The sequence below is a fragment of the Nitratireductor sp. GISD-1A_MAKvit genome, assembly GCF_040819555.1.
Lineage (GTDB): Bacteria > Pseudomonadota > Alphaproteobacteria > Rhizobiales > Rhizobiaceae > Nitratireductor.
Genome location: NZ_CP161920.1, coordinates 172,834 through 194,530 on the forward strand (window position 1 = coordinate 172,834; position 21,697 = coordinate 194,530).

The window sequence follows — 21,697 nt, forward strand, 5'->3', positions numbered from 1 at the left end:
CTTCTATTTCGACGCCGGCATCTTCAACGCACTCACGGACGACTCGCTGTTCTGGACGTAATCATTCGCATCCGGCTGGCGTTGCAGGATGAGGATAAACAGGAAGTCCATCAAAGTGAGCTGCGCGTCGCGCGACGTGATGGCAGAGGAACGCACACGTTCCTCGTCTGCGACCGTGTGCAGGCGGATGTCGGCAACCCGCATCAACGGATTCTGCTGCAAGCCCGTGACGGAAATGACGGTCGCGCCCCTGGCACTGGCAAGCTCGGCAATGCGCACCGTCTCGATGCTGGTGCCGGAATAAGACAGCGCAAAGAGCACATCGTCTTCGCCCAGAGAGGAGACATTGGCCATCTGCACGTGACTGTCACTGTCATGAAGCGCGTTGCGACCGAGCTTCTGCAGCTTGTAGGAAAAATCGCGCGCCACCAGCGAGGAGGCTCCGACCCCGGCGATGTGAATGCGGCGCGCGCTGTCGAGTGCCTCCAGCGCCCGCGCTAGCTCCGGCTCGTGATTGGCGGCGATGGTCTGCTGCATGGAGAGAAGCTTGCTCGAGATGAGCTTCTGCGAAATCGTGGCGTGACTGTCGCCAACCTCTATGGTGGAGTGGATCATGCCCGGCGGGACCTGCCATTCCTGCGCCTTGGCCTTGCTGACCGCGAGCTTCAGATCCTGATAACCCGCGAAGCCGAGCTTTTGACTAAACTTTACCACGCTCGACTGGCTACGGCCTGTCTCCTCCGCCAGGGCAGCAGAGGAGAGTCGGAGCACCCGGTCGGGATTGTCGACGATGAACTGGCCGATCTGCCGGTCGGCCGGCGCCATGGTCTCAAGCTGCGCGTCGATGATCTTCAGGACTGACATGGCTTCCTTTCGGGGAACTGTCGGGCGAAAACTAAATGAGTTTCGCCGCGATGGGAATCCCGCAGGAATTGAAGGCTGGAATAATATATTCCCGAAAGGGCTTGATCAAAGGAATTTGCCAATAGAAACTCCTCTTCCACCATTCGGTGTTCCGGAATCGCAGCCATGGATCGATTGAAAATAACAGGCGGTATGCCGCTTCAGGGCGCCGTCACCATTGCCGGGGCAAAGAATGCGGCGCTACCGCAGATAGCCGCCGCGCTCTTGAGCCCGTATCCGCTGGAGCTGTCGAACCTGCCGCAGGTCTCGGATGTCGAGAACATGCTCCAGGTCGCTGAACTCTACGGCGCTTCGGCAACACGCAACGCCCATTCGGCGGTGATCGATGCCAGCACGATCGTGTCCCGTGAAGTCTCCTATGAAACCGTGCGACGGATGCGGGCAACTGTCCTGTTTCTCGGGCCATTGCTGGCACGGTTCGGCGAAGCCCGTGTTTCGCTTCCCGGGGGATGTGCCATCGGCGCCCGTCCGGTGGACATGCATCTCCGGGCCCTTGAATTGCTGGGTGCAGAAATCGGGATTGAGGGCGGGTTGATCGTAGCCCGTGCAGCCAATGGGCTCAAAGGGACGCGGGTCATCCTGAGCTCGCCCTCGGTGGGCGCGACGGAAACGGCCATGATGGCGGCCACCGCCGCAACGGGTGAAACGGAAATCCTGAACGCCGCGCGCGAGCCCGAAGTGGGGGACCTTGCAGCCTGCCTCAACGCCATGGGCGCAAAGATCGAGGGGGTGGGTACGCACCGCATCATCATCGAGGGCGGCACCCAATGGAGGAAGGCTGCGCATCACGTCATCCCCGACCGGATCGAGGCCGGCACCTATGCAGTGGCGGCGGCCATCACCGGCGGCGCGCTGGAACTGGTGAACGCGCGTATGGAAAATCTCGCTGCCGTGATCCAGGCGCTTGAGGTGATGGGCGTGAATGTATGGCCGAGCGACCGGGGGCTGGTGGTTTCAAGAAACGGGCCCCTGCGCACGACCGACCTCACCACAGAACCCTATCCGGGCTTTCCGACAGACCTTCAGGCGCAGTTCATGGCGCTCGCCTGCTGCGCCGACGGGACATCGCTTATCCGCGAGACGATCTTCGAGAACCGTTTCATGCATGTGCCGGAACTGGCGCGGCTCGGCGCCGATATCACGCTACAGGGCACGACTGCCGTGGTCCGGGGCGGCAAACCGCTCAAGGGCGCGCAGGTAATGGCGACGGATCTGCGCGCCTCGGTCTGCCTCGTGCTCGCAGCCCTTGCCGCGGAAGGCGAAACCATCATCAACCGCGTCTACCACATCGACCGTGGCTACGAGCAGCTCGACCGCAAACTGGCGCAAGGCGGCGCGACAATCGAACGGTTGCAGAAATGAACGACGGGGTGAGCCATTATTATCTCGGTGTCGATGGTGGCGGCACGGGCTGTCGAGCACGCATCGAGGATGAAACCGGCGCTGTGCTCGGGCAGGGTCTTTCGGGTCCCGCCACCACAAGGCTCGGCATTGAGGCCGCCTGGGCCTCGGTCCGCCGCGCGTTCGACGCGGCGATTGAGGAAGCGGGTTTCGGCGAGACCGAGTTCGCCCGCACTCATGCCGGAATCGGCCTCGCCGGCATGCGCCGCAAGGGCGCCATCGAGGCCTTCCAGAAACTGCCGCACCCCTTCGCCAGCATCGTCTTTGCCAGCGACAGCGACACGGCCTGTCTCGGCGCTCACTCGGGCTGCGATGGCGCCATCGCCATTGCGGGTACCGGTTCGGTGGGGCTCGGTCTTGTGGGGGGCAAAGACCTGCGCATCGGTGGCTACGGTTTCCCGATTTCCGACGAGGGTAGCGGTGCCGATATCGGCCTCAATGCCGTGCGTGCAGCACTGCAGGGCCATGACGGGCGCATTCCGCAGAGCGCGCTTTTGACCGAAGTGATGCGTCGTTTCGAGGATGACCCGGCAGAGGTTGTGGCGTGGATGGACGGGGCGAGTGCCACCGATTATGCCACCTTCGCGCCCATGGTGCTGCGCCATGCCGATCAGGGTGATGCTGCCGCACGGGGCATCGTGCAGAATGCCGCAACGCAGATCGACATGCTGGTGCGTGCGCTGTTCGATCAGGGTGCGCCGCGTGTCACGCTTCTGGGAGGGCTTTCAGGCCCTCTCGAGCCCTGGCTCTCACCCGATGTGCGCCGACGCCTGAAGCCCGCCGACGGCGATGCCGTGGACGGCGCGATCATCCTCGCGCGTCGGGCGGCGGAGGGGCGGCAACCTGGGCTTTAAACGCTTCGCGGAAGGGACAACTGCACTGCATCAACGCTGTGCGTGGTTCGACAGGCTCACCATGAGGGGAGTGGCTGGTTGCACAACCCGTCCCGGAGCCTTGCTGACACCGGGCGCCAGGCGATAGCCACCCCGCCCTGCCAAGGCATTCCCATCCCTCATGGTGAGCCTGTCGAACCACGCACGACGCCAATGCCAGGAGGCCACCCAGAGCCGAAATCGGCGTGTGTCGTGCCCAGAAACAAGGCCCGCGCACCGGGCGCGGGCCATCTTGTTCAGCGCAGTTCCTTGCGCAGAATCTTGCCGACATTGGATTTCGGCAGCTCATCGCGGAACTCGACATATTTAGGCCGCTTGTAGCCGGTGAGGTTCTCCTTGCAGAACTTCTTGAGTTCCTCTTCCGTGAGATGCTCGTCCCTGCGGACCACGAAGAGCTTCGGCACCTCGCCGGAATGTTCGTCTTCAACACCGACAATGGCCGCTTCCAGCACGCCCGGGTGATTGGCGATCACGTCCTCCACCTCGTTGGGGAAGACCTTGAAGCCGGAGACGACGATCATGTCCTTCTTGCGGTCGACAATGGTGACCTGGCCATCCTCGGCCATGGTTCCCATGTCACCGGAGCGGAAGAAACCGTCCTCGGTCATCACCTTGGCGGTCTCGTCCGGGCGGTTCCAGTATCCGGCCATGACCTGCGGGCCGCGAATGCAGATCTCGCCAACCTTCCCGAAGGGCAGGTTCTTGCCCTTGTCGTCGCGGATGACGACGTCGGTGGACGAAATCGGATAGCCGATCGTGCCGGTGAACTCCTTCGCCGCAAAGCTGTTCACCGTGGCCACGGGAGAGGTCTCCGACAGTCCATAGCCCTGTGAGATCACGCAGCCCGTCAATTTGTGCCAGCGCTCGGCAACCGCGCGCTGCACCGCCATGCCGCCGCCGAAGGTGACAAGCAGGCTCTTGAATGGAAGCTTGCAGAAATCCTCATTGTTCAGGAGTGCGTTGAACAGCGTGTTGAGCCCCGGGAAAATGTGGAAATCGTATTTCTGAAGCTCTTTCACGAAGGCGGGAATGTCGCGCGGATTGGGGATCAGCACATTGTTGCCGCCAAGCTTCATGCCCATCAGCGCGTTCACCGTGAGCGCGTAGATGTGGTAGAGCGGCAGGGCGCAGATCAAGACGGGCGCTTCGGGTTTCGGCTTTCCGATATAGGCGCTGCGGAACCACAGTTCGTTCTGGATCACATTGGCCAGAACATTGCTGTGGGTGAGCGTTGCCCCCTTGGAAACGCCGGTGGTGCCGCCCGTATATTGCAGGAAGGCATTGTCGGACAGGGCAACCTCTGCCGGTCTGAAGCCACTGGAAGCGCCCCTCCCGACCGCCTCCTTGAAGGAAACGTGGCCCGGAAGCGACCAGGCCGGTACCATTTTCTTTACGCGCCGCACGACGAAATTGACGATATGCCCCTTGAGCCCCAAAAGCTCGCCCATCGACGCAACGACCACGTGTTTGACAGAGGTTTTCGCAACGATCGCTTCCAGCGTGTTGGCGAAGTTCTCCAGAATGACAATGGCTTCCGCGCCGGCATCGTTGAGCTGGTGCTCAAGCTCGCGCGGCGTGTAGAGCGGATTGACATTGACCACCACATAGCCGGCGCGCAGAACCGCCATCATGGCGACGGGATATTGCAGCACATTAGGCATCATCAGTGCGACGCGTGCACCGCGCTCAAGCCCGAGCGTTTGCAGATAGCCCGCGAAGTGCCGCGACATCTCCTCAAGGTCGCTGTAGCTGAGCGACTTGCCCATGCAGGTGAAGGCCGGGCGGTCCCCAAAGGTCTTGCAGGCATCCACGAGCAGTTCGCCAAGCGAATTGTTCGGGAAGTCTCCCATCTCGGCGGGGATACCCTCGGGGTAATGCTCCACCCACGGGCGGGCGATCTTGGCCTTGCGGGATGCAGTGGTTTTTTTCGGCGCACTCTTGCGGGCAGAGGCGGTGGATTTTCCGGCCGTTTTCGCGGAAGGTTCCTTCGAGGCCGCCTTTGCCGATCCGGTTGCCGACGCCGCTTTCGTGGCCGTCGATTTTCCGCGCGTTGCGCCCTTTGCGGCGCGCGCGGTCTTCTCCTCACCCTTGGCGGGCGTCCTTGCGCTTTTTGCCAACTGCTCCTCCCAGATAGAAAAACCGAATATAACGTTTACGTTCACGTAATACCAGACGCAACACAATCCGTCACAAGACGATTGGGCAAGTGTGCGGCATCACAACGACCTCTCCCACAAAAAAGCGAGTGTATGACCTCACACCGGCGGTTCACAAGTGCGTTTACGCGCCGGGACCGGTGCGATCGCACCGGTTTTCCAATTGCTCACTGGCCGTAGCCTTCATGTTCTTTCAGGAAGGCCAGTTCTTCTGGCCCGCTCTCGCGACCAAGCACGCGGTTGCGATGAGGGAAACGTCCGAACCGAGCCACTATATCCCGGTGTTCGATTGCAAATTTCAGCGCCTCTTCCTGGCCGAGCGACTTGAACAGCATGACGGCGCGCTCCTGATCGGCGAGCACTTCCGAATGCATATAGGGCATATAGAGGAACTGCCGCTCGCGAATGCTCATGTCTTCGTCCAGCCCCTTTTCGATCGCTTCGCCAGCAACGCTCAGGGCCAGCTCATCGGAAGCAAAGGCGGCAGGCTTGCGACGGTGGATGTTGCGCGGAAACTGATCGAGCACGATGACGGCCGCGAGCGCTGCCCTGGCATCGGAGAACACATTCTGCGGAAGCGCCTGCAGGAAACGCTCGTGAAGAGCGCCAAAACGTTCACGGATCAGGGCATCGGTCTTCTCACTGACGGTGAACCAGTCCTTCGGCGTCAGCGTCTCGAACCAGAAGTTCAGCACTTCCTGAACCCAGTTGTCGTTCATACCCAATCTCCTCGAAACAATTATGATTGCCGTTGATATGGTTCCTCAACGGATCAAACTACAAGGGTGCTGATGGTGTTTTATTGCAGGCAAAGCACCCAACTCGACAAATAATTGCATTTGCGGCGTCAAAGTGATCGAGGGTGTTCCCACGCAATTCGATCTTTGCTTATATGCCAGCTTCCAGGGCTTCGCGAGTAAGCCCATGCGAGAATCAGGGAGACCTCAATGAAAAGCAAACTGACCTTTGCGGCAGCACTGCTGGCCGCCACGGTGCTGAGCGGTGCGGCGGGCGCCAAGACGCTTGTCTATTGCTCGGAAGGAAGCCCGGAAGGCTTCGATCCGGCGCTCTACACCGCAGGCACCACGTTCGACGCATCGTCCAAGCCGATCTACAACCGTCTCGTCCAGTTCGAACCGGGCACCACGAAGACCGTGCCGGGCCTGGCGGAGAGCTGGGAGATCTCTGACGATGGTCTTGAGGTTACCTTCAAGCTGCGTGAGGGCGTGAAGTTCCACACCACGGACTTTTTCACGCCGAGCCGTGACTTCAACGCAGACGACGTGTTGTTCTCCTTCAACCGTCAGCTCCAGAAAGAGCATCCTTTCCACGCTTATGTGGAAGGCGCTTCCTGGGAGTACTTCAACGGCATGTCGATGCCGGATCTCGTGAAGTCCATCGAGAAGGTGGACGATTACACGGTGAAGTTCGTGCTGAACCGTCCGGAAGCGCCGTTCATCGCCAATCTGGCCATGGACTTCGCCTCCATCTTCTCGAAGGAATATGCCGACAAGCTGGCCGAGGGCGGCAATCTCTCGGACCTGAACCAGAAGCCGGTCGGCACTGGTCCTTTCCAGTTTGTGGCTTACCAGCCTGATGCCGTGATCCGCTACAAGGCGCATCCGGACTACTGGAACGGCAAGCAGCCGATCGACGACCTGGTGTTCTCCATCACCACCGACGCCTCGGTGCGCCAGCAGAAGCTGATCGCCGGCGAATGCCACGTCATGCCGTATCCGAACCCGGCCGATATCGAGAGCCTGAAGTCCAATGAGGCTCTGAAGGTCGACGAGCAGGAAGGCCTGAATGTCGGGTACCTCGCCTACAACACCAAGGTTGCGCCCTTCGACAATGCGAAGGTTCGCAAGGCGCTGAACATGGCGATCAACAAGGAAGCCATTCTGGACGCCGTGTTCCAGGGCGCAGGCCAGGCAGCCAAGAACCCGATCCCGCCAACAATGTGGTCGTATAACGACGCGGTCGAGGATGATGCCTACGATCCGGAAGCAGCCAAGAAGGTGCTTGAGGAAGAGGGCGTTTCCGACCTCTCCATGAAGATCTGGGCGATGCCGGTTCAGCGTCCCTACAACCCGAATGCGCGCCGCATGGCCGAGCTGATCCAGGAGGATTTCTCCAATGTCGGCGTTGACGTCGAGATCGTCTCCTACGAATGGGGCGAGTATCTCGAGCGCTCCAAGGATGAAGACCGTGACGGTGCCGTGCTGCTTGGCTGGACCGGTGACAATGGCGATCCGGACAATTTCCTCGCCGTTCTGCTGGGTTGCGACGGTGTCGGTGGCTCCAACCGCGCCCAGTGGTGCAATGAGGAGTTCGACGGCCTGATCCAGAAAGCCAAGACGCTGACGTCTCAGGAAGAGCGCGCGAAGCTCTACGAAGAGGCTCAGGTGGTGTTCAAGCGTGAAGCCCCGTGGGCAACCATCGCTCACTCGGTCGTCCACATGCCGATGCGCAAGGAAGTGACCGGCTACAAGATGGACCCGCTTGGCGGTCACGCCTTCGAAGGCGTCGACCTCGCTGAATAGGCCCCTTCACCAGAAACAGGAACCGGCGGCAGCGCGAGCTGTCGCCGGTCGTGTATTAGATGCTCCGTTTCTTTCTCTCCAGGCTGGCGCTGTTGATCCCCACCTTCATCGGGGTGTCCATCGTGGCCTTTTCCTTCATTCGCCTCCTGCCCGGCGATCCGATCATGCTTCTGGCCGGCGAACGCGGCATGAGCGAGGAGCGCTACCAGCAGCTCCAGGCGCTTTACGGCTTCGATCAGCCTCTGTTCGTTCAGTATTTCAACTACATGACGGACCTGCTGCAGGGTGATTTCGGCACCTCCATCGTCACCAAACGGCCCGTGCTGCAGGAGTTTCTGACCCTGTTCCCGGCGACGATCGAGCTCTCGCTGTGCGCGATCATCGTGGCGGTTGCCATTGGCGTTCCGCTCGGTGTGATCGCGGCGGTCCGGCGCGGTTCGTGGCTTGATCAAACGGTGATGGGGGCGGCCCCTTGTCGGCTATTCCATGCCGATTTTCTGGTGGGGCCTGCTTTTGATCATCTTCTTCTCCGGCATTCTTGGCTGGACACCGGTTTCGGGCCGCATCTCGCTGCTCTATTTCTTTCCGCAGGTCACCGGCTTCATGCTGATCGACAGTCTTCTGTCGGGACAGGCGGGCGCGTTCAGATCTGCGCTGTCGCATCTCATTCTGCCGACCATCGTGCTGGCCACGATCCCGCTTGCGGTGATCGCCCGTCAGACGCGCTCGGCCATGCTGGAAGTGCTGGGCGAAGACTATGTGCGCACGGCGCGCTCGAAGGGCCTGCCGCCGCGCCGGGTGATCGGCCTGCATGCGCTGCGCAACGCGCTCATCCCCGTGGTGACCACGATCGGTCTGCAGGTGGGTGTGCTTCTGGCCGGCGCGATCCTCACCGAAACGATCTTCTCCTGGCCGGGCATCGGCAAGTGGATGGTCGATAGCGTATTCAAACGCGATTATGCCGTGGTGCAGGGCGGGCTTCTGCTCATTGCCGCCATCATCATGATCGTGAACCTGATCGTGGATGTTCTCTACGGTCTGATCAATCCGAGAATCAGGCACTGACCATGAGCTCGACAAACACAAAAGATCCGAATGCCGCCGTCGGTCTCGAAGGCGGCACGGTCATCGCGGTCACGCGGCGCGCCCGCCTTGCGGAGTTCTGGTATTATTTCAGCCAGAACCGTGGCGCCGTTATCGGCCTTTACGTTTTCATCGCCATCGTGATCATCGCGCTTCTTGCGCCGGTGATTGCGCCGCACAGCCCGAGCATGCAGAACCGCGGCTCCTTCCTTCTGCCCCCGGTCTGGCAGGAAGGCGGAAGCTGGTCGTTCATTCTCGGTACGGATGCCGTGGGTCGCGACCTGCTCTCACGCCTGATCTATGGCGCCCGCTTCTCGCTTTTCATCGGCCTTGTGGTGGTTTCGGTGGCCGTTTCGGTGGGCATCCTGATTGGGCTGATCGCAGGCTATTTCCGCGGTGCGATCGACACGGTCATCATGCGCGTGATGGACATCATCCTCGCCTTTCCGTCGCTGCTTCTGGCGCTGGTTCTGGTTGCCATTCTGGGGCCGGGCCTCGTCAACGCGATGATCGCCATCGCGCTGGTACAGCAACCGCACTATGTGCGTCTCACCCGCGCGGCGGTGATGTCGGAGAAGGGGCGTGACTATGTGACGGCGGCGCGCGTTGCCGGGGCGAGCAACATCAGGCTGATGTTCAAGACCATCCTACCGAACTGCACTGCGCCATTGATCGTGCAGGCAGCACTCTCCTTCTCGACCGCGATCCTCGATGCGGCCGCGCTCGGCTTTCTCGGCATGGGCGCACAGCCGCCCACACCCGAATGGGGGACGATGCTCGCGGAAGCACGCGAGTTCATCCTGCGTGCCTGGTGGGTCGTCACCTTCCCCGGACTTGCCATCCTGATCACCGTTCTGGCCATCAACCTGATGGGTGACGGTCTTCGTGATGCGCTCGATCCCAAGCTGAAGAGGTCGTGACATGAGTGAAGCTCTTCTCGACATCCGCAATCTGAGCGTCGAATTCGATACGGCGGGCGGCACTCTGCGCGCGGTGGATGGCGTTTCGCTGTCCGTCGAAGCGCGCGAAGTGCTGGCCATTGTCGGCGAATCGGGCTCGGGAAAATCCGTGTCGATGCTGGCGGTGATGGGGCTTCTGCCCTGGACCGCCAAGGTCACGGCGGACGCCATGACCTTTCAGGGCCGCGACATTCTCAACCTGTCGCCATCGGATCGGCGCAAGATCGTGGGCAAGGACATTGCCATGATCTTCCAGGAGCCGATCGCAAGCCTCAACCCGTGTTTCACGGTCGGCTTCCAGATCGACGAGACGCTGAAGATGCACACCGATCTCTCGGCGCGCCAGAGGCGCGACCGGACGGTGGAACTTTTCGAAGCGGTGGGCCTGCCCAACGCATCCGACCGGGTGAGTGCCTACCCGCACCAGATGTCGGGTGGCCAGTGCCAGCGCGTGATGATCGCCATGGCCATTGCCTGCAACCCCAAGCTCCTGATCGCCGACGAGCCGACCACCGCGCTCGACGTGACGATCCAGAAGCAGATTCTCGATCTTCTGGTGTCGATCCAGGCGGAGAAAAACATGGGCATGATCATGATCACTCATGACATGGGTGTGGTGGCGGAAACGGCCGACCGTGTGATCGTGCAGTACAAGGGCAGGAAGATGGAGGAAGCCGACGTGCTTTCGCTCTTCGAAAAGCCCCAGCACCCCTACACCAAGGCACTGCTTTCGGCCCTGCCGGAGAACGCGACGGGCGACCGCCTGCCGACCGTCTCCGACTTCGTGTTCGATGAAGCGCCACAGACGGGAGCCCGCCCATGAGCGAGATCGTCCTGGAAACGCGCGGCATCACGCGCGACTATCACATCGGCGGCGGCTTTTTCGGCAAGGGCCGCACCATCAATGCGCTGAAAGGCATCGACCTGAAGGTCGAGAAGGGCAAGACGCTGGCCATTGTCGGCGAGTCAGGCTGCGGGAAATCCACTCTTGCCCGGATCATGACGATGATCGATGCGCCGACCTCGGGCGAGCTTCTCATCGACGGAAAGCCGGTGGAGATCAGCAAGAAAGGGGTGGGCTCCGAAATGCGCCGCAAGGTGCAGATCATCTTCCAGAACCCCTATGGCTCGCTGAACCCGCGCCAGAAGATCGGCGATGTGCTCATGGAGCCGCTGATCATCAACGAGAACGTGCCCGTGAAGGAGCGGCGTGAACGCGCCATGGAGATGCTTTTGAAGGTTGGTCTGCAGGCCGAGCACTTCAATCGCTATCCGCACATGTTCTCCGGCGGACAGCGCCAGCGCATCGCCATCGCGCGCGCGCTGATGCTAAGACCGCGCCTGCTGGTGCTGGACGAACCGGTTTCCGCGCTCGATCTTTCCGTGCAGGCGCAGGTGTTGAACCTGCTGGCGGATCTGCAGGAGGAGTTCGGCCTAACCTATGTCTTCATCAGCCACGATCTTTCGGTGGTGCGCTATATCGCCGACGAGGTGATGGTGATGTATTTCGGTGAAGCGGTGGAGTACGGCACCCGCGATGCGGTGTTCACCAACCCGCAGCACGAGTACACACAAACACTCTTTGCAGCCACGCCGCGCGCCGATGTGGAAAGCATCAGGAAGCGGCTGGCGGAGAAGGCTGCGTAAAGCCGCGATCTGGCGCGACATCCGTGCCGCGCAGAAAGTGATGCAGCATCGTCATCCCGGAAGCCGCAGGCTATCCGGGACCCATTGGAAGACTATCTTGGAGCGCAACACGGTTCTGCTTCGGGCCCGTGTTGAGCCATCGGCTCCTTCTGCGGAGATCGGCCGCGCCTCTCAATAGGCCCGGCTCGCGCTACGCCTGGCCGGGATGACGAAGGCGGATAGATCGCGCCAACCCGTCATCCCGGAAGCCGCAAGCTATCCGGGACCCACTGGAAGATTGTCATGAAGCGCGGCCCGGTACTGCATCGGGCGCGGGTTGGGCCACCTGCTCCTGTTGTGGAGAGGGGCCGCGCCCCTCAATGGGTCCCGGCTCGCGCTGCGCTCGGCCGGGATGACGAAGGCGGATAGATGCACCAACCCGTCCTCCCGGAAGCCGCAGGCTATCCGGGACCCACTGGAAGACTATCTTGGAGCGCAACACGGTTCTGCTTCAGGCGCGGGTTGGGCCACCTGCTCCTTCTGCGGAGATCGGCCGCGCATCTCAATGGGTCCCGGCTCGCGCTTCGCCTGGCCGGGATGACGAAGGCGGATAGATCGCGCCAACCCGTCATCCCGGAAGCCGCAGGCTATCCGGGACCCATTGGAAGACTATCTTGGAGCGCAACACGGTTCTGCTTCGGGCGCGTGTTGGGCTACCGGTCTTTGCTGTGGAGAGGGGCCGCGCCTCTCAATGGGTCCCGGCTCGCGCTTCGCCTGGCCGGGATGACGAAGGCGGATAGATGCACCAACCCGTCATCCCGGAAGCCGCAAGCTATCGGGGACCCACTGGAAGATTGTCATGAAGCGCGGCCCGGTTCTGCATCGGGCGCGTGTTGGGCCACCGGCTCCTTCTGTGGAGATCGGCCGTGCCTCTCAATGGGTCCCGGCTCGCGCTGCGCTCGGCCGGGATGACGAGTACGTGCCTCCCTCCCCCGTGTTCCATCACCCTTCTTTCGGCAGCGCGTAACCTGCTTCTTCTGCCCAGCGCACATGTTCGGCCGCCTTCTCCAGCAGCCATGTGCGCATCGCCATTGCCGAAGGGCTGACAGGCCCACGCGATACGGAGGAGAGATAATAACTGTTGCGCCCGACAACCGACGGACCGCACGGACGCACCAGCCTTCCGTCGCGCAGCATGGCTGCAGCCGAGACATCATCGCCAAGCGCCACACCGAGCCCGCGTGCAGCCGCCTCCAGACAAAGCTGCGTGCGGTGGAAAATGAGATGGCCCGCCGCGGCGCTGAGTGTGGTGCCCTGCCGCCGCAAAAGCTCGTCCCATGTGTTCACGCCGCGATCATAGATCAGCTTGTTGGCAATCAGCCCGTGGGTGCGCACATGCTCGGCACGCGCCGGCGCGCAAACGGGGAAAATGGTGAAGTCCAGAAACGGTTCGCGCGTATAACCCGGCACGTCCAGCCGCCCCCAGGTGAGCGCCAGATCCGTGTCAGGCGCAATTGTGCGTGGGGGTTCGGGATAGGACCGCAGTTCGAGCTCGATGCCAAGCGTTTCCAGAACCTCGTCCGTGAGCAGGGGCATGAGCCACAGGGCCGCCAGATCCGAATCCGATTCCAGCACCACCCTGCCCTTGGCGTTTCGTGTGGCGCGGGTGCCCGTATCCAGCGAAATGAGCATCAAGGCATCGGCAACGATTTCCGCATAGCGGGCCCCGCCCGGCGTGAGCGCCACTTGCCGGTGCCGCCGCTCGAAAAGGGGCATGCCGAGATCGGCTTCAAGGTTCTTTATATGACGGCTGACAGAGGCGTGGGTGACGCCAAGCTCCTTCGCAGCACGCGAGAAACTCTGGTGCCGCGCGGCCGCATCAAACGCCCGGACGGCATTGAGATTGGGCAGGCGATGTCGCATGGCTTAGTGTAACACAAACGCACACAACGGGAAAAATAATTTCTATTGTGTAAGGCGACGAAAGAGACCACATAGGAAGTGTAGCGATGGGTTGATCGGCCACAATCGGCAGCACAGCGCTACAGACTCTCTACATTGCTAACCCTCTCAAGGAGGTTCTGATGTCACACTACACTGTGGGCGTTGGTTCCAGCCCTGAATTGCAGCGCTATGCGCGGCAGGCGAACAAGGCCCGTTCCACGGCGCTGAAGCACGCCATGACCGCACTTGGCACGCGGTTGGGGACTATCTGGCGCAGGCCGACAGGCACGCCGCCAATTGGTGGAGCGGACCCGGTTTGATACTTTCAGACATGAGCGCCGAAACGCCTCTCGAACACCATGAATAAGGGCCGGACCCGATAGCGGATCCGGCCCTTATTGCATCTCTAAGCCGGTTTCGGATCACACCACCAGGACCGGGCAATTGGCGAGGCTGGTGACCTTGTGTGACACGCTGCCCAGCAAATAGCCTTCCAGATCGCCAAGCCCGCGGCTACCGAGTACGATCAGATCGACTTCGCGTTCTTTGGCGAACTTCACGATCGTGCGTGCCGGCTGACCACTTTTCACGAAGGCGCGCGGGGCTTGCGCCCCCAGCTCAATCGCTGCCTTCTTTGCCGCGTCGGCAATCTCCTTTGCGTGGTCGCGCATCGCATCGTCCAGATTCTGCGGGTCATCTGGCCGCACCATGGACATGGACGCCTCAAGCAGGCTGTGATGCCGGAAGACGGTGAGGGTCATCAGCTCCGCGCCGGTTGTCTTCTGCATCTCAACGCCGATCTTGAGCGCCTTCAGCGCGTTTTCCGAGCCATCGACCGGGACGAGTATCCTTTTGAACATCGGGTCTCTCCTAATCGAATGCCAGGCTGGGCAGGAACAGCGCGATCTGCGGGAAGAAGATCAGCGCAGCGGAAACGCCGAGCAGGATGAGCGTGAACGGCGGAATGCCCCGTATCACATCCATGTAGGGTCGCTTGAATATGGCTATGGCCGTGAAGATATCACACCCGAACGGTGGTGTGGCCGAGCCGATGGCCACCTGCAGCGTGATGATCGTGCCCACCAGAACCTTGTCGAGGCCGACCGAATCCACCACCGGCGCGAAGATCGGCACCAGCACCAGGATCACCACGATCGGATCGACAAACATGCAGCCGACGAAGAAGGCGATCGAGATGACGGCGAGCACCATTTTCGGCCCCATCTCGTCGATGCCGATGGATCCCAGAATCTGCTGTGGAATCTGGGCGAAGGAAATGACCCATGAAAAGGCCGTGCCGGCAGCGACGAGAATGAACACCACGGCGGTGATGAGGCCGGTGGATTTGGAGATCTTGTAGATGTCGGCCACGCTCAGCGAGCGGAAGATCACCAGTTCCAGAAACAGCGCATAGGCCACGCAGATGGCCGCCGCCTCGGTGGGGCTGACGATGCCGCCATAAATGCCGCCAACGATGATGACCGGAAAGAACAGTGGCCAGATGGCCGCACGCACCGCCGCCACGCGCTCGCCCCATGGTGCCTTCGGCTCGGTCGGCACGCCCTTCACGATCGCATAGATGATGCAATAGGCCGAGAACAGAACCAGGAGCAGAAGCCCGGGCCCGATGCCGGCGATGAACAGCTCGGCGATCGAGGTCTTGGAGACGACACCATAGATGATCATGCCGATGGAAGGCGGGATCAGGAAGGCGATGTCACTGGCGTTGATGATGAGCGCCAGAACGAAGGAATCGTTGTAGCCGGCCTTCAGCATGCGCGGACGCAGCGGCGAACCCACGGCAACCACCGTGGCCTGCGTGGAGCCGGACACCGCGCCAAACAGCGTGCACGCCGTGGCGGTGGAGACGGCCAGGCCGCCCTTGATGTGGCCGATGAACTTCATGACCATGTCGATCAGACGATCGGCCGACTGGCCGCGGGTCATGATGTCGGCGGCGAGGATGAACATGGGCACGGCAATCAGCGACGCCGGGCGAATGCCGGCCAGCATCTGCTGAACCATGAAGTCCATGCGGTCGAAACCGCCGAACAGGCCATAGAAGCCGTAGCCCGCGCCAAGAATGAGCGGAATCATCATCGGGAAGCCGAAGAGCAGCAACACGATCATGATGGTGGAGATTTTGAGTGTCATGGTCGCTGGCCCCGGTCAGATCTCGATTTCGTCTTCTTCGTATCCCTCCAGGACATGCGTGGAGAGATAAATGTCCTTCTGGACGACGTTCTTCAGCGCGGTGAGCGCATATTGGACACCGGTGATGAAGAACCCGACGGGGACCCAGAGATAGATCCAGTAGACGGGGATCTGCATGGCCGAAAGAACACGGCCGGACTTGGCCACCTTGGCGATATAGCCGATGGCGAAATAGCAGAGCGCGAACATGGTCAGCGCGGTGATCACCGTAATGACAATCATCAGCACCTTGCGCGTTTTGCCGGGCAGCGCATCGTAGAGCGCCGACATGCGGATGTGACGGCCGTGGCGGGCGGCATAGCCGATGCCGGCAAAGGTGATCAGGATGATGAGGATGCGGTTGAGTTCCTCGGAAAAGAAGATCGTGCTGCCGATCGCGCGGCTGACCACATTGGCGATCGTGTTGACCGCCATGAGCATCACGCCGAGCGCAAGCATAATCGATTCTATGCGACTGATGGCATTGTCGAACATGCCGATCACGCCGGGCAGTGTGGATTCGTATTTTTCGCTGTGCGGGTCAGATTTTTCGTCTTCACTGCCCATCTACATTCCCCTCAATGAGATGACGGAACCCCGCGACCGGAAGAGGCCGCAGGGTCCAGCTTATTATTGCTCAAGGCAGCGGATTATTGCGTCGCCGCCTTCAGGTCTTCCTTCATCTGGTCAAGGATCTTCTTGCCGCTGTCGCCCGTCATCTCGATGAACTTCGCTTCCACCTGGGCGGCCGCTTCCTTGAAGGGAGCGCGCTGCTCTTCGGTGAGGTCGCTGATGGTCATCTCGGGCTTGGCTTCCTTGATCTTGGCAAGCGACTCTTCGCTCAGGCCCTTCTGGTATTCGAGGATGTGCTCGAACGCCGCATCGGCAGCATCCTGAACGACCTTTTTGTCCTCGTCGCTCAGGCCATCATAGAAGTCTTTGTTGGCCATCACGGCGGTGGTGAAGTTGTTATGGCCGGTGAGTGTGATCGCGCCGGTCACCTCATACATCTTCGTGGACTCGACCCAGAAGAGCGGGTTTTCCTGTCCCTGAATGATGTTGGTCTGGAGACCGCCATAGACCTCGCCCCAGGGAAGCGGCGTCGGTGTCGCACCGAATGCCTTGTAGCTTTCCACCAGAAGCGGGTTGGTCATGACGCGGAATTTCACCTCGTTGAGGTCCTCGGGCTTCTCCACCGGGTCCTTGGTGTTCATCACCACTTCGCCCTCGGGGAACATCTTGAGAAGCTCGAGGCCCTGCTCTGCATAAAGCTCGGGGAACATCTCGTTGATGGCCTTGGAATTGCGGAAGAACTCACCCAGCTCTTCCGACTTGGCCGGAAGCAGGTAGGGAACGAAGAAGACCTGTGCCTCCGGGATAAGCGCGCCGGTAAAGCCGGGCGACTGGTCGACGAACTGCAGGATGCCGGCCTGGGGCCTGCTCCATGATGTCAGCGGATTCACCCAGCGTACCGAACGGGAAGAGCTGAATCTCGTGGTCGGAATTGGCCTCGACCTCTTCCTTGAACTTCTGGGCGTAGACGCCCTGAACGTCCGTCATCGCTTCTTCGAAAGCGTATTTCCAGGTATCCGCCTGAGCTGCAACGGCGCCTGCGAGCACGATCGCGGTGCTGGCAAGACCTGCCATTAAGCGGGATTTGATGGAACGCATTCTGTTCTCCTCTGGTCATTTAACAAACTGATTTCGGCAATAACAACAAAGCCCCATTCCGTTTCTGGCGGCGGGCCAACAAATTCAAGCGAGCGCCATCAACTGGCAGGAAACCAGCCCGGTACGGTCGCTATGCCGCGCAAACGCGCTTTTGCCGGAAATCTACGGCGGCGCTTCTTGCTGCGCCCGAGAAGCAGGGGAAAGGATGCGGCACTCATGATCGTGGCGGCAAATGCCTGCTGCCAGCAGAACGAACGCAGACTGCCACGCCGCGCGGGCATGGCTTCTCCGTTCGTACCGATCATGTCGGGTGCGCTCAAACGCCCCTCCTTGCTCCCTGTCGTCATACGACCCGGCCAGCGTAAACAGACGGGCCGTAGAGTCAATCGATTGTCCAATCGATTGTTTCCATGTTGAAAACGATCGGGGCCGAATAAAGTTCCACGGGGCACGGAACCATTTGTTTTCGGCAGCAAAGTTTCGTGAAGGGAAGGGCGCCGAACCGCCCGCATTCGCGCGGGCGGGCCGGTCTGAATACTAGGCGCGAGCCTGTGCCTGACGCTGCAGCACTTCGCGAAGATTAAAGGCTGCTTCCATCAGATCCTTCGTGTAATCGCTCTGTGGATTGTCAAAAACCTCACTGGTCGGCCCCTCTTCCACCACCTGGCCGGACCGCATCACGATCGCATAATCGGAAAGCGCCTTCACAACCGACAGATCGTGGCTGATGAAAATGAACGATAGATTGTGGCTCGCCTGGATACGGCGCAGCAGGGTGATGATCTGCTTTTGCACCGAGCGGTCCAGGGCCGAGGTCGGCTCGTCGAGCACGATCACCGTGGGTTTTAGGATCACGGCACGGGCGATGGCGATGCGCTGCCGCTGTCCGCCTGAGAATTCGTGCGGGAAACGGTTTCGCATGGACGGATCGAGCCCGACCTCCTCCAATGCCTGGATGGCACGCCTGTCGCGCTCGCGGGCGGACAGGCCCCGGCTCATGCACCAGAAGCCCCTCGGTGATGATCTCGCCCACCGTCATGCGCGGGCTGAGCGACCCGTATGGGTCCTGAAAAACCATCTGCAGATTGCGCCGGTAGGGCCGCATGGCCGCGCGGTCGAACCCCTGGATCGGCGTGCCCTGATAGACAACCCGCCCTTCGGACGGCAGCAGTTGCAGAAGCGCGCGACCCAGCGTTGATTTGCCCGATCCCGATTCGCCGACAATGCCGATTGTCTGCCCGGCGCGCAGTGTCAGGCCCACATTCTGCACTGCCTTCAGCTCATAGCCCGGCCCGGACAGAAAGCCCCCCTTGACCGCGAAGGTCACGCAAACATCGCGCGCATCGAGCAGGATCGGCTGATCGTCACCCACCGGCGGCTTGTGACCCTCCGGCTCCGCGCCCAGGAGCATTTTCGTGTAGTCCTTCTGCGGGCGCTGGAAGATATCATCCGTCGCGCCCGTCTCCACCACGAGCCCCTTCTGCATCACATAAACCCGGTCGGCAAAGGCTTCCACGATGCCGAGGTCGTGGGTGATGAACAGAATTGCCATGCCCAGCTTCTTCTGAAGCTCGGCCAGGAGACCGAGGATCTCCGCCTGGATGGTGACATCCAGCGCCGTTGTCGGCTCGTCGGCGATCAGCAGGTCAGGATCATTGGCGAGCGCCATGGCGATCATCACACGCTGGCGCTGACCGCCGGACATTTCGTGCGGATAGGATTTCAGCCGTCGCTCGGGATCGGGTATGTGGACGAGCTTCAGAAGCTCCAGCGCACGTTTACGCGCCTCCGAGGCGGAAAGACCGCCATGCACCCGGATCGGCTCGCAGATCTGTCGCTCGATCGTGTAGAGCGGATCGAGCGAGGTCATCGGCTCCTGAAAGATCATGGTGATCCTGGCGCCGCGGATCCTGTTGAGCTTCGCCCGCGGCAGGCCGATAAGCTCCTGCCCGCGATAGGTCACGGAGCCGGAAGCGGAGCCATTGTTGGCCAGAAGCCCCATGGCCGCCATCATGATCTGGCTCTTGCCAGACCCCGATTCGCCCACCACGGCGACGGTTTCACCGGCGTTCACATGCATGTTGACGCCGCGCACCGCCTCGACCGCACCGTCGGGCGTGTCGAAGGTGACGCGAATATCGCTTATGTCGAAGATGCGTTCTTCGTTCTGCTTCGTCATGTCAGCGGTCCTTCGGATCGAGCGCGTCGCGCAGGCCATCGCCGAGGAAGTTGAGCGCAAAGAGGAGCGCGGTCAGCGCCAGAGAAGGATAGAGCAGCATATAGGCGGCGCCACGCATGTTGCGCGCGCCTTCCGATATCAGCACGCCAAGGCTGGTGAGCGGCTCCTGCACGCCAAGGCCGAGGAAGGAGAGGAAGCTCTCCAGAAGGATCACCTTGGGCACAAGCAGCGTCATATAGATGATCACCGGGCCGAGCGTGTTGGGAATGATGTGCCGCTTGAGTATCCCGCTTGAGCCGACGCCCAGCGCCTCTGCCGCCTGGACGAACTCGCGCCTTCTCAGCGCGATGGTCTGGCCGCGCACGATGCGCGCCATGTCCAGCCACTCGACGGCACCGACCGCAATGAACATCAGAACCACGTTTCGCCCGAAAAACACCACCAGCAGAATGGCGAAGAAGGTGAACGGCAGCGAGTACAGAATATCGACGATACGCATCATGAGGTTGTCGATGCGCCCGCCGAGAAAACCGGCAGTGGCTCCATAGATCACGCCGATCAACAGCGCCACACCGGTGGCGAGAGCCCCGATCATCAGCGATATGCGGATCGAGATCAGCACGCGCGCAAACAGATCCCGCCCATTTGCATCCGTACCGAATATGAAGCGCAGACGCTGCACGTCCGCCTCCATCACGATCGATTTCTTGTCCTCGGCCTGATCCACGATCCTTGCATTGGAGAACAGGTCGGAGCGGTCGAGATAGCGCGTCACGCGCGGATCGATCTCGCGGCGTGACGTTGCCTCAATGCGCACCGTGTTTCCATCGAGCTCGATGGAGCCTGTCTCCAGCCGCGCCCGTGAAAGCGCGGATTCGGCCAGCGGCACGATCTCTGTCTGACGCGGATAGGCTTCCAGGCTGGCCGGCACTTTCACGAAATCCGAATAGACGCGTGCATAGGGATGCGGCGCCAGCATCGGGCCGAAAATGCCTGCGAAGATAAATAGGATCAGGATGAACAGGCTGGCCATGGCGGCGCGGTTTCTGCGCAGCCGCATGAAGGCCGTCTCCCAGAGCGAGCGGCTCTTCGTGGACGGCAGCTCGCCCTCAGGGGGTATTTGGCCGGTTGCGATGTCAGTCATAACGCACTCTCGGGTCCAGCGCCGCATAGAGGAGATCGACGATCAGATTGAAGATCACCACGAAGACGGCGATGATGATGACGGTGCCCATAACCAGCGTGTAATCGCGGTTGAGCGCACCCTGAACGAAATAACGGCCAATGCCCGGCAGACCGAAGATGGTTTCCACCACCACCGAGCCGGTCAGCAGAGCTGCCGCGGCAGGTCCCAGATAGGAGATCACCGGCAGGCAGGCTGCCCGGAGTGCATGCACGATGACGATCATGCGCTGCGGCAGGCCATAGGCGCGCGCGGTGCGCACATGATCGGATCGCAACGCCTCGATCATTGAGCCGCGGATAAGGCGGGCAATGATGGCCACCTGCGGCAGGGCAAGCGTGATGACGGGAAGCACCATGGATTCCGGACTGTTCCAGCCGCCGGCCGGCAGCAGGCTGAGCCAGACGCCGAAAATGAGCGACAGAAGCGGGGCGACCACGAAGTTCGGCACGGTGATGCCGAATGTGGCCACCGCGATGACCGAGTAATCGACCCATGAATTCTGCCGCAACGCGGCAATGCTGCCAAGCACGCAGCCGATCAGCAGCGCAACAAGAAGCGCCATGCCACCAAGCTGAATGGACACGGGCAGACCGTTGCCGATCAGTTGCTGAACGGAGAAATCGCGATAAATGAAACTCGGACCGAGATCGCCGCGAAGGAGATTGCCGAGATAATAGAAATACTGTTCCCACAGAGGCTTATCGAGGTGGAAAACGCGATTGAGGTTTTCCAGGACCTTGGCTTCCAGCGTGCGCTCGCGGTCGAAGGGACCACCCGGCGCAACGCGCATCAGGAAGAAGGCGAATGTGATGATCAGGAACAGGGTCGGGATAGCGCCCAGAAGACGGCGCACGGCATAACCGAGCATCGCTACCAACTCTCATGCTGGTTCGATACCGCCCGGCCTCTCTGAAGGTCCGGGCGGTACGGAACACTGTT

The 21,697-nt window shown here is 61.0% G+C and carries 18 protein-coding genes and 2 pseudogenes; 8 read left to right on the forward strand and 12 right to left on the reverse strand.

Features of this window, described 5'->3' with window-relative positions; genetic code table 11:
- Positions 1–3 precede the first annotated feature (3 nt).
- On the reverse strand, positions 4–864 hold the full coding sequence (locus tag AB2N04_RS02015) for a MurR/RpiR family transcriptional regulator (RefSeq protein ID WP_367716693.1): 861 nt from the start codon (positions 862–864) through the stop codon (positions 4–6).
- Between the two features lie 165 nt (positions 865–1,029).
- Between AB2N04_RS02015 and murA the strand changes: the two genes are divergently transcribed.
- Positions 1,030–2,286, forward strand: coding sequence for a UDP-N-acetylglucosamine 1-carboxyvinyltransferase (gene murA / locus AB2N04_RS02020; protein ID WP_367716695.1), 1,257 nt, complete (start codon positions 1,030–1,032; stop codon positions 2,284–2,286).
- A complete protein-coding gene (locus AB2N04_RS02025) occupies positions 2,283–3,179 on the forward strand; it encodes a BadF/BadG/BcrA/BcrD ATPase family protein (protein WP_367716697.1) in 897 nt (298 codons plus the stop codon). The genes murA and AB2N04_RS02025 overlap by 4 nt, the downstream gene beginning before the upstream one ends.
- Before the next feature lie 275 nt (positions 3,180–3,454).
- Here AB2N04_RS02025 and AB2N04_RS02030 read toward each other — a convergent pair whose 3' ends face one another.
- Positions 3,455–5,335, reverse strand: a complete 1,881-nt coding sequence (locus tag AB2N04_RS02030) for a long-chain-fatty-acid--CoA ligase (protein WP_367716698.1) — start codon at positions 5,333–5,335, stop codon at positions 3,455–3,457.
- 206 nt (positions 5,336–5,541) lie between these two features.
- Positions 5,542–6,093: a DUF924 family protein gene (locus AB2N04_RS02035; protein ID WP_367716699.1), complete on the reverse strand. Its 552-nt coding sequence runs from the start codon at positions 6,091–6,093 to the stop codon at positions 5,542–5,544.
- 228 nt (positions 6,094–6,321) lie between these two features.
- Here AB2N04_RS02035 and AB2N04_RS02040 point away from each other — a divergent pair, with 228 nt between their 5' ends.
- From AB2N04_RS02040 to AB2N04_RS02060, 5 genes and pseudogenes are all read left to right on the forward strand, one after another.
- A complete protein-coding gene (locus tag AB2N04_RS02040; RefSeq protein ID WP_367716701.1) occupies positions 6,322–7,917 on the forward strand; it encodes an ABC transporter substrate-binding protein in 1,596 nt (531 codons plus the stop codon).
- Between the two features lie 59 nt (positions 7,918–7,976).
- Positions 7,977–8,982: pseudogene (locus AB2N04_RS02045) on the forward strand (ABC transporter permease subunit).
- Positions 8,983–8,984: 2 nt separating this feature from the next.
- Complete coding sequence (locus tag AB2N04_RS02050) at positions 8,985–9,920, forward strand: ABC transporter permease subunit (protein WP_367716703.1); 936 nt, start codon at positions 8,985–8,987, stop codon at positions 9,918–9,920.
- 1 nt (position 9,921) lies between these two features.
- The gene (locus AB2N04_RS02055; RefSeq protein ID WP_367716704.1) at positions 9,922–10,782 is read left to right on the forward strand and encodes an ABC transporter ATP-binding protein; all 861 of its coding nucleotides are present in this window, start codon (positions 9,922–9,924) and stop codon (positions 10,780–10,782) included.
- Entirely contained in the window at positions 10,779–11,606 is an 828-nt protein-coding gene (locus tag AB2N04_RS02060) for an ABC transporter ATP-binding protein (protein ID WP_367716706.1), read from the forward strand. The genes AB2N04_RS02055 and AB2N04_RS02060 overlap by 4 nt, the downstream gene beginning before the upstream one ends.
- A gap of 981 nt (positions 11,607–12,587) precedes the next feature.
- Here AB2N04_RS02060 and AB2N04_RS02065 read toward each other — a convergent pair.
- Positions 12,588–13,508, reverse strand: a complete 921-nt coding sequence (locus tag AB2N04_RS02065) for a LysR family transcriptional regulator (RefSeq protein WP_367716708.1) — start codon at positions 13,506–13,508, stop codon at positions 12,588–12,590.
- Positions 13,509–13,669: 161 nt separating this feature from the next.
- Here AB2N04_RS02065 and AB2N04_RS02070 point away from each other — a divergent pair, with 161 nt between their 5' ends.
- The gene (locus tag AB2N04_RS02070) at positions 13,670–13,849 is read left to right on the forward strand and encodes a hypothetical protein (RefSeq protein ID WP_367716710.1); all 180 of its coding nucleotides are present in this window, start codon (positions 13,670–13,672) and stop codon (positions 13,847–13,849) included.
- Positions 13,850–13,951: 102 nt separating this feature from the next.
- Here AB2N04_RS02070 and AB2N04_RS02075 read toward each other — a convergent pair whose 3' ends face one another.
- From AB2N04_RS02075 to oppB, 8 genes and pseudogenes are all read right to left on the reverse strand, one after another.
- Positions 13,952–14,389 (reverse strand): universal stress protein, encoded by a 438-nt coding sequence (locus tag AB2N04_RS02075; RefSeq protein WP_367716712.1) that lies wholly within the window; start codon positions 14,387–14,389, stop codon positions 13,952–13,954.
- A 10-nt stretch (positions 14,390–14,399) separates the two neighbouring features.
- A complete protein-coding gene (locus tag AB2N04_RS02080) occupies positions 14,400–15,683 on the reverse strand; it encodes a TRAP transporter large permease (protein ID WP_367716713.1) in 1,284 nt (427 codons plus the stop codon).
- Between the two features lie 15 nt (positions 15,684–15,698).
- Positions 15,699–16,289, reverse strand: a complete 591-nt coding sequence (locus tag AB2N04_RS02085; RefSeq protein WP_367716715.1) for a TRAP transporter small permease — start codon at positions 16,287–16,289, stop codon at positions 15,699–15,701.
- 83 nt (positions 16,290–16,372) lie between these two features.
- Positions 16,373–17,185: a TRAP transporter substrate-binding protein DctP gene (gene dctP, locus AB2N04_RS02090; RefSeq protein ID WP_367716717.1), complete on the reverse strand. Its 813-nt coding sequence runs from the start codon at positions 17,183–17,185 to the stop codon at positions 16,373–16,375.
- Positions 17,186–17,491: 306 nt separating this feature from the next.
- Positions 17,492–17,713 carry a hypothetical protein gene (locus AB2N04_RS02095; RefSeq protein WP_367716719.1) on the reverse strand — a complete coding sequence of 74 codons (222 nt, stop codon included), beginning with the start codon at positions 17,711–17,713 and terminating at the stop codon, positions 17,492–17,494.
- 217 nt (positions 17,714–17,930) lie between these two features.
- Positions 17,931–19,572: pseudogene (locus AB2N04_RS02100) on the reverse strand (ABC transporter ATP-binding protein).
- A gap of 1 nt (position 19,573) precedes the next feature.
- Complete coding sequence (locus tag AB2N04_RS02105) at positions 19,574–20,716, reverse strand: ABC transporter permease (RefSeq protein ID WP_367716721.1); 1,143 nt, start codon at positions 20,714–20,716, stop codon at positions 19,574–19,576.
- Positions 20,709–21,626, reverse strand: a complete 918-nt coding sequence (gene oppB / locus AB2N04_RS02110; protein ID WP_367716723.1) for an oligopeptide ABC transporter permease OppB — start codon at positions 21,624–21,626, stop codon at positions 20,709–20,711. The genes AB2N04_RS02105 and oppB overlap by 8 nt, the downstream gene beginning before the upstream one ends.
- Positions 21,627–21,697: the final 71 nt, after the last annotated feature.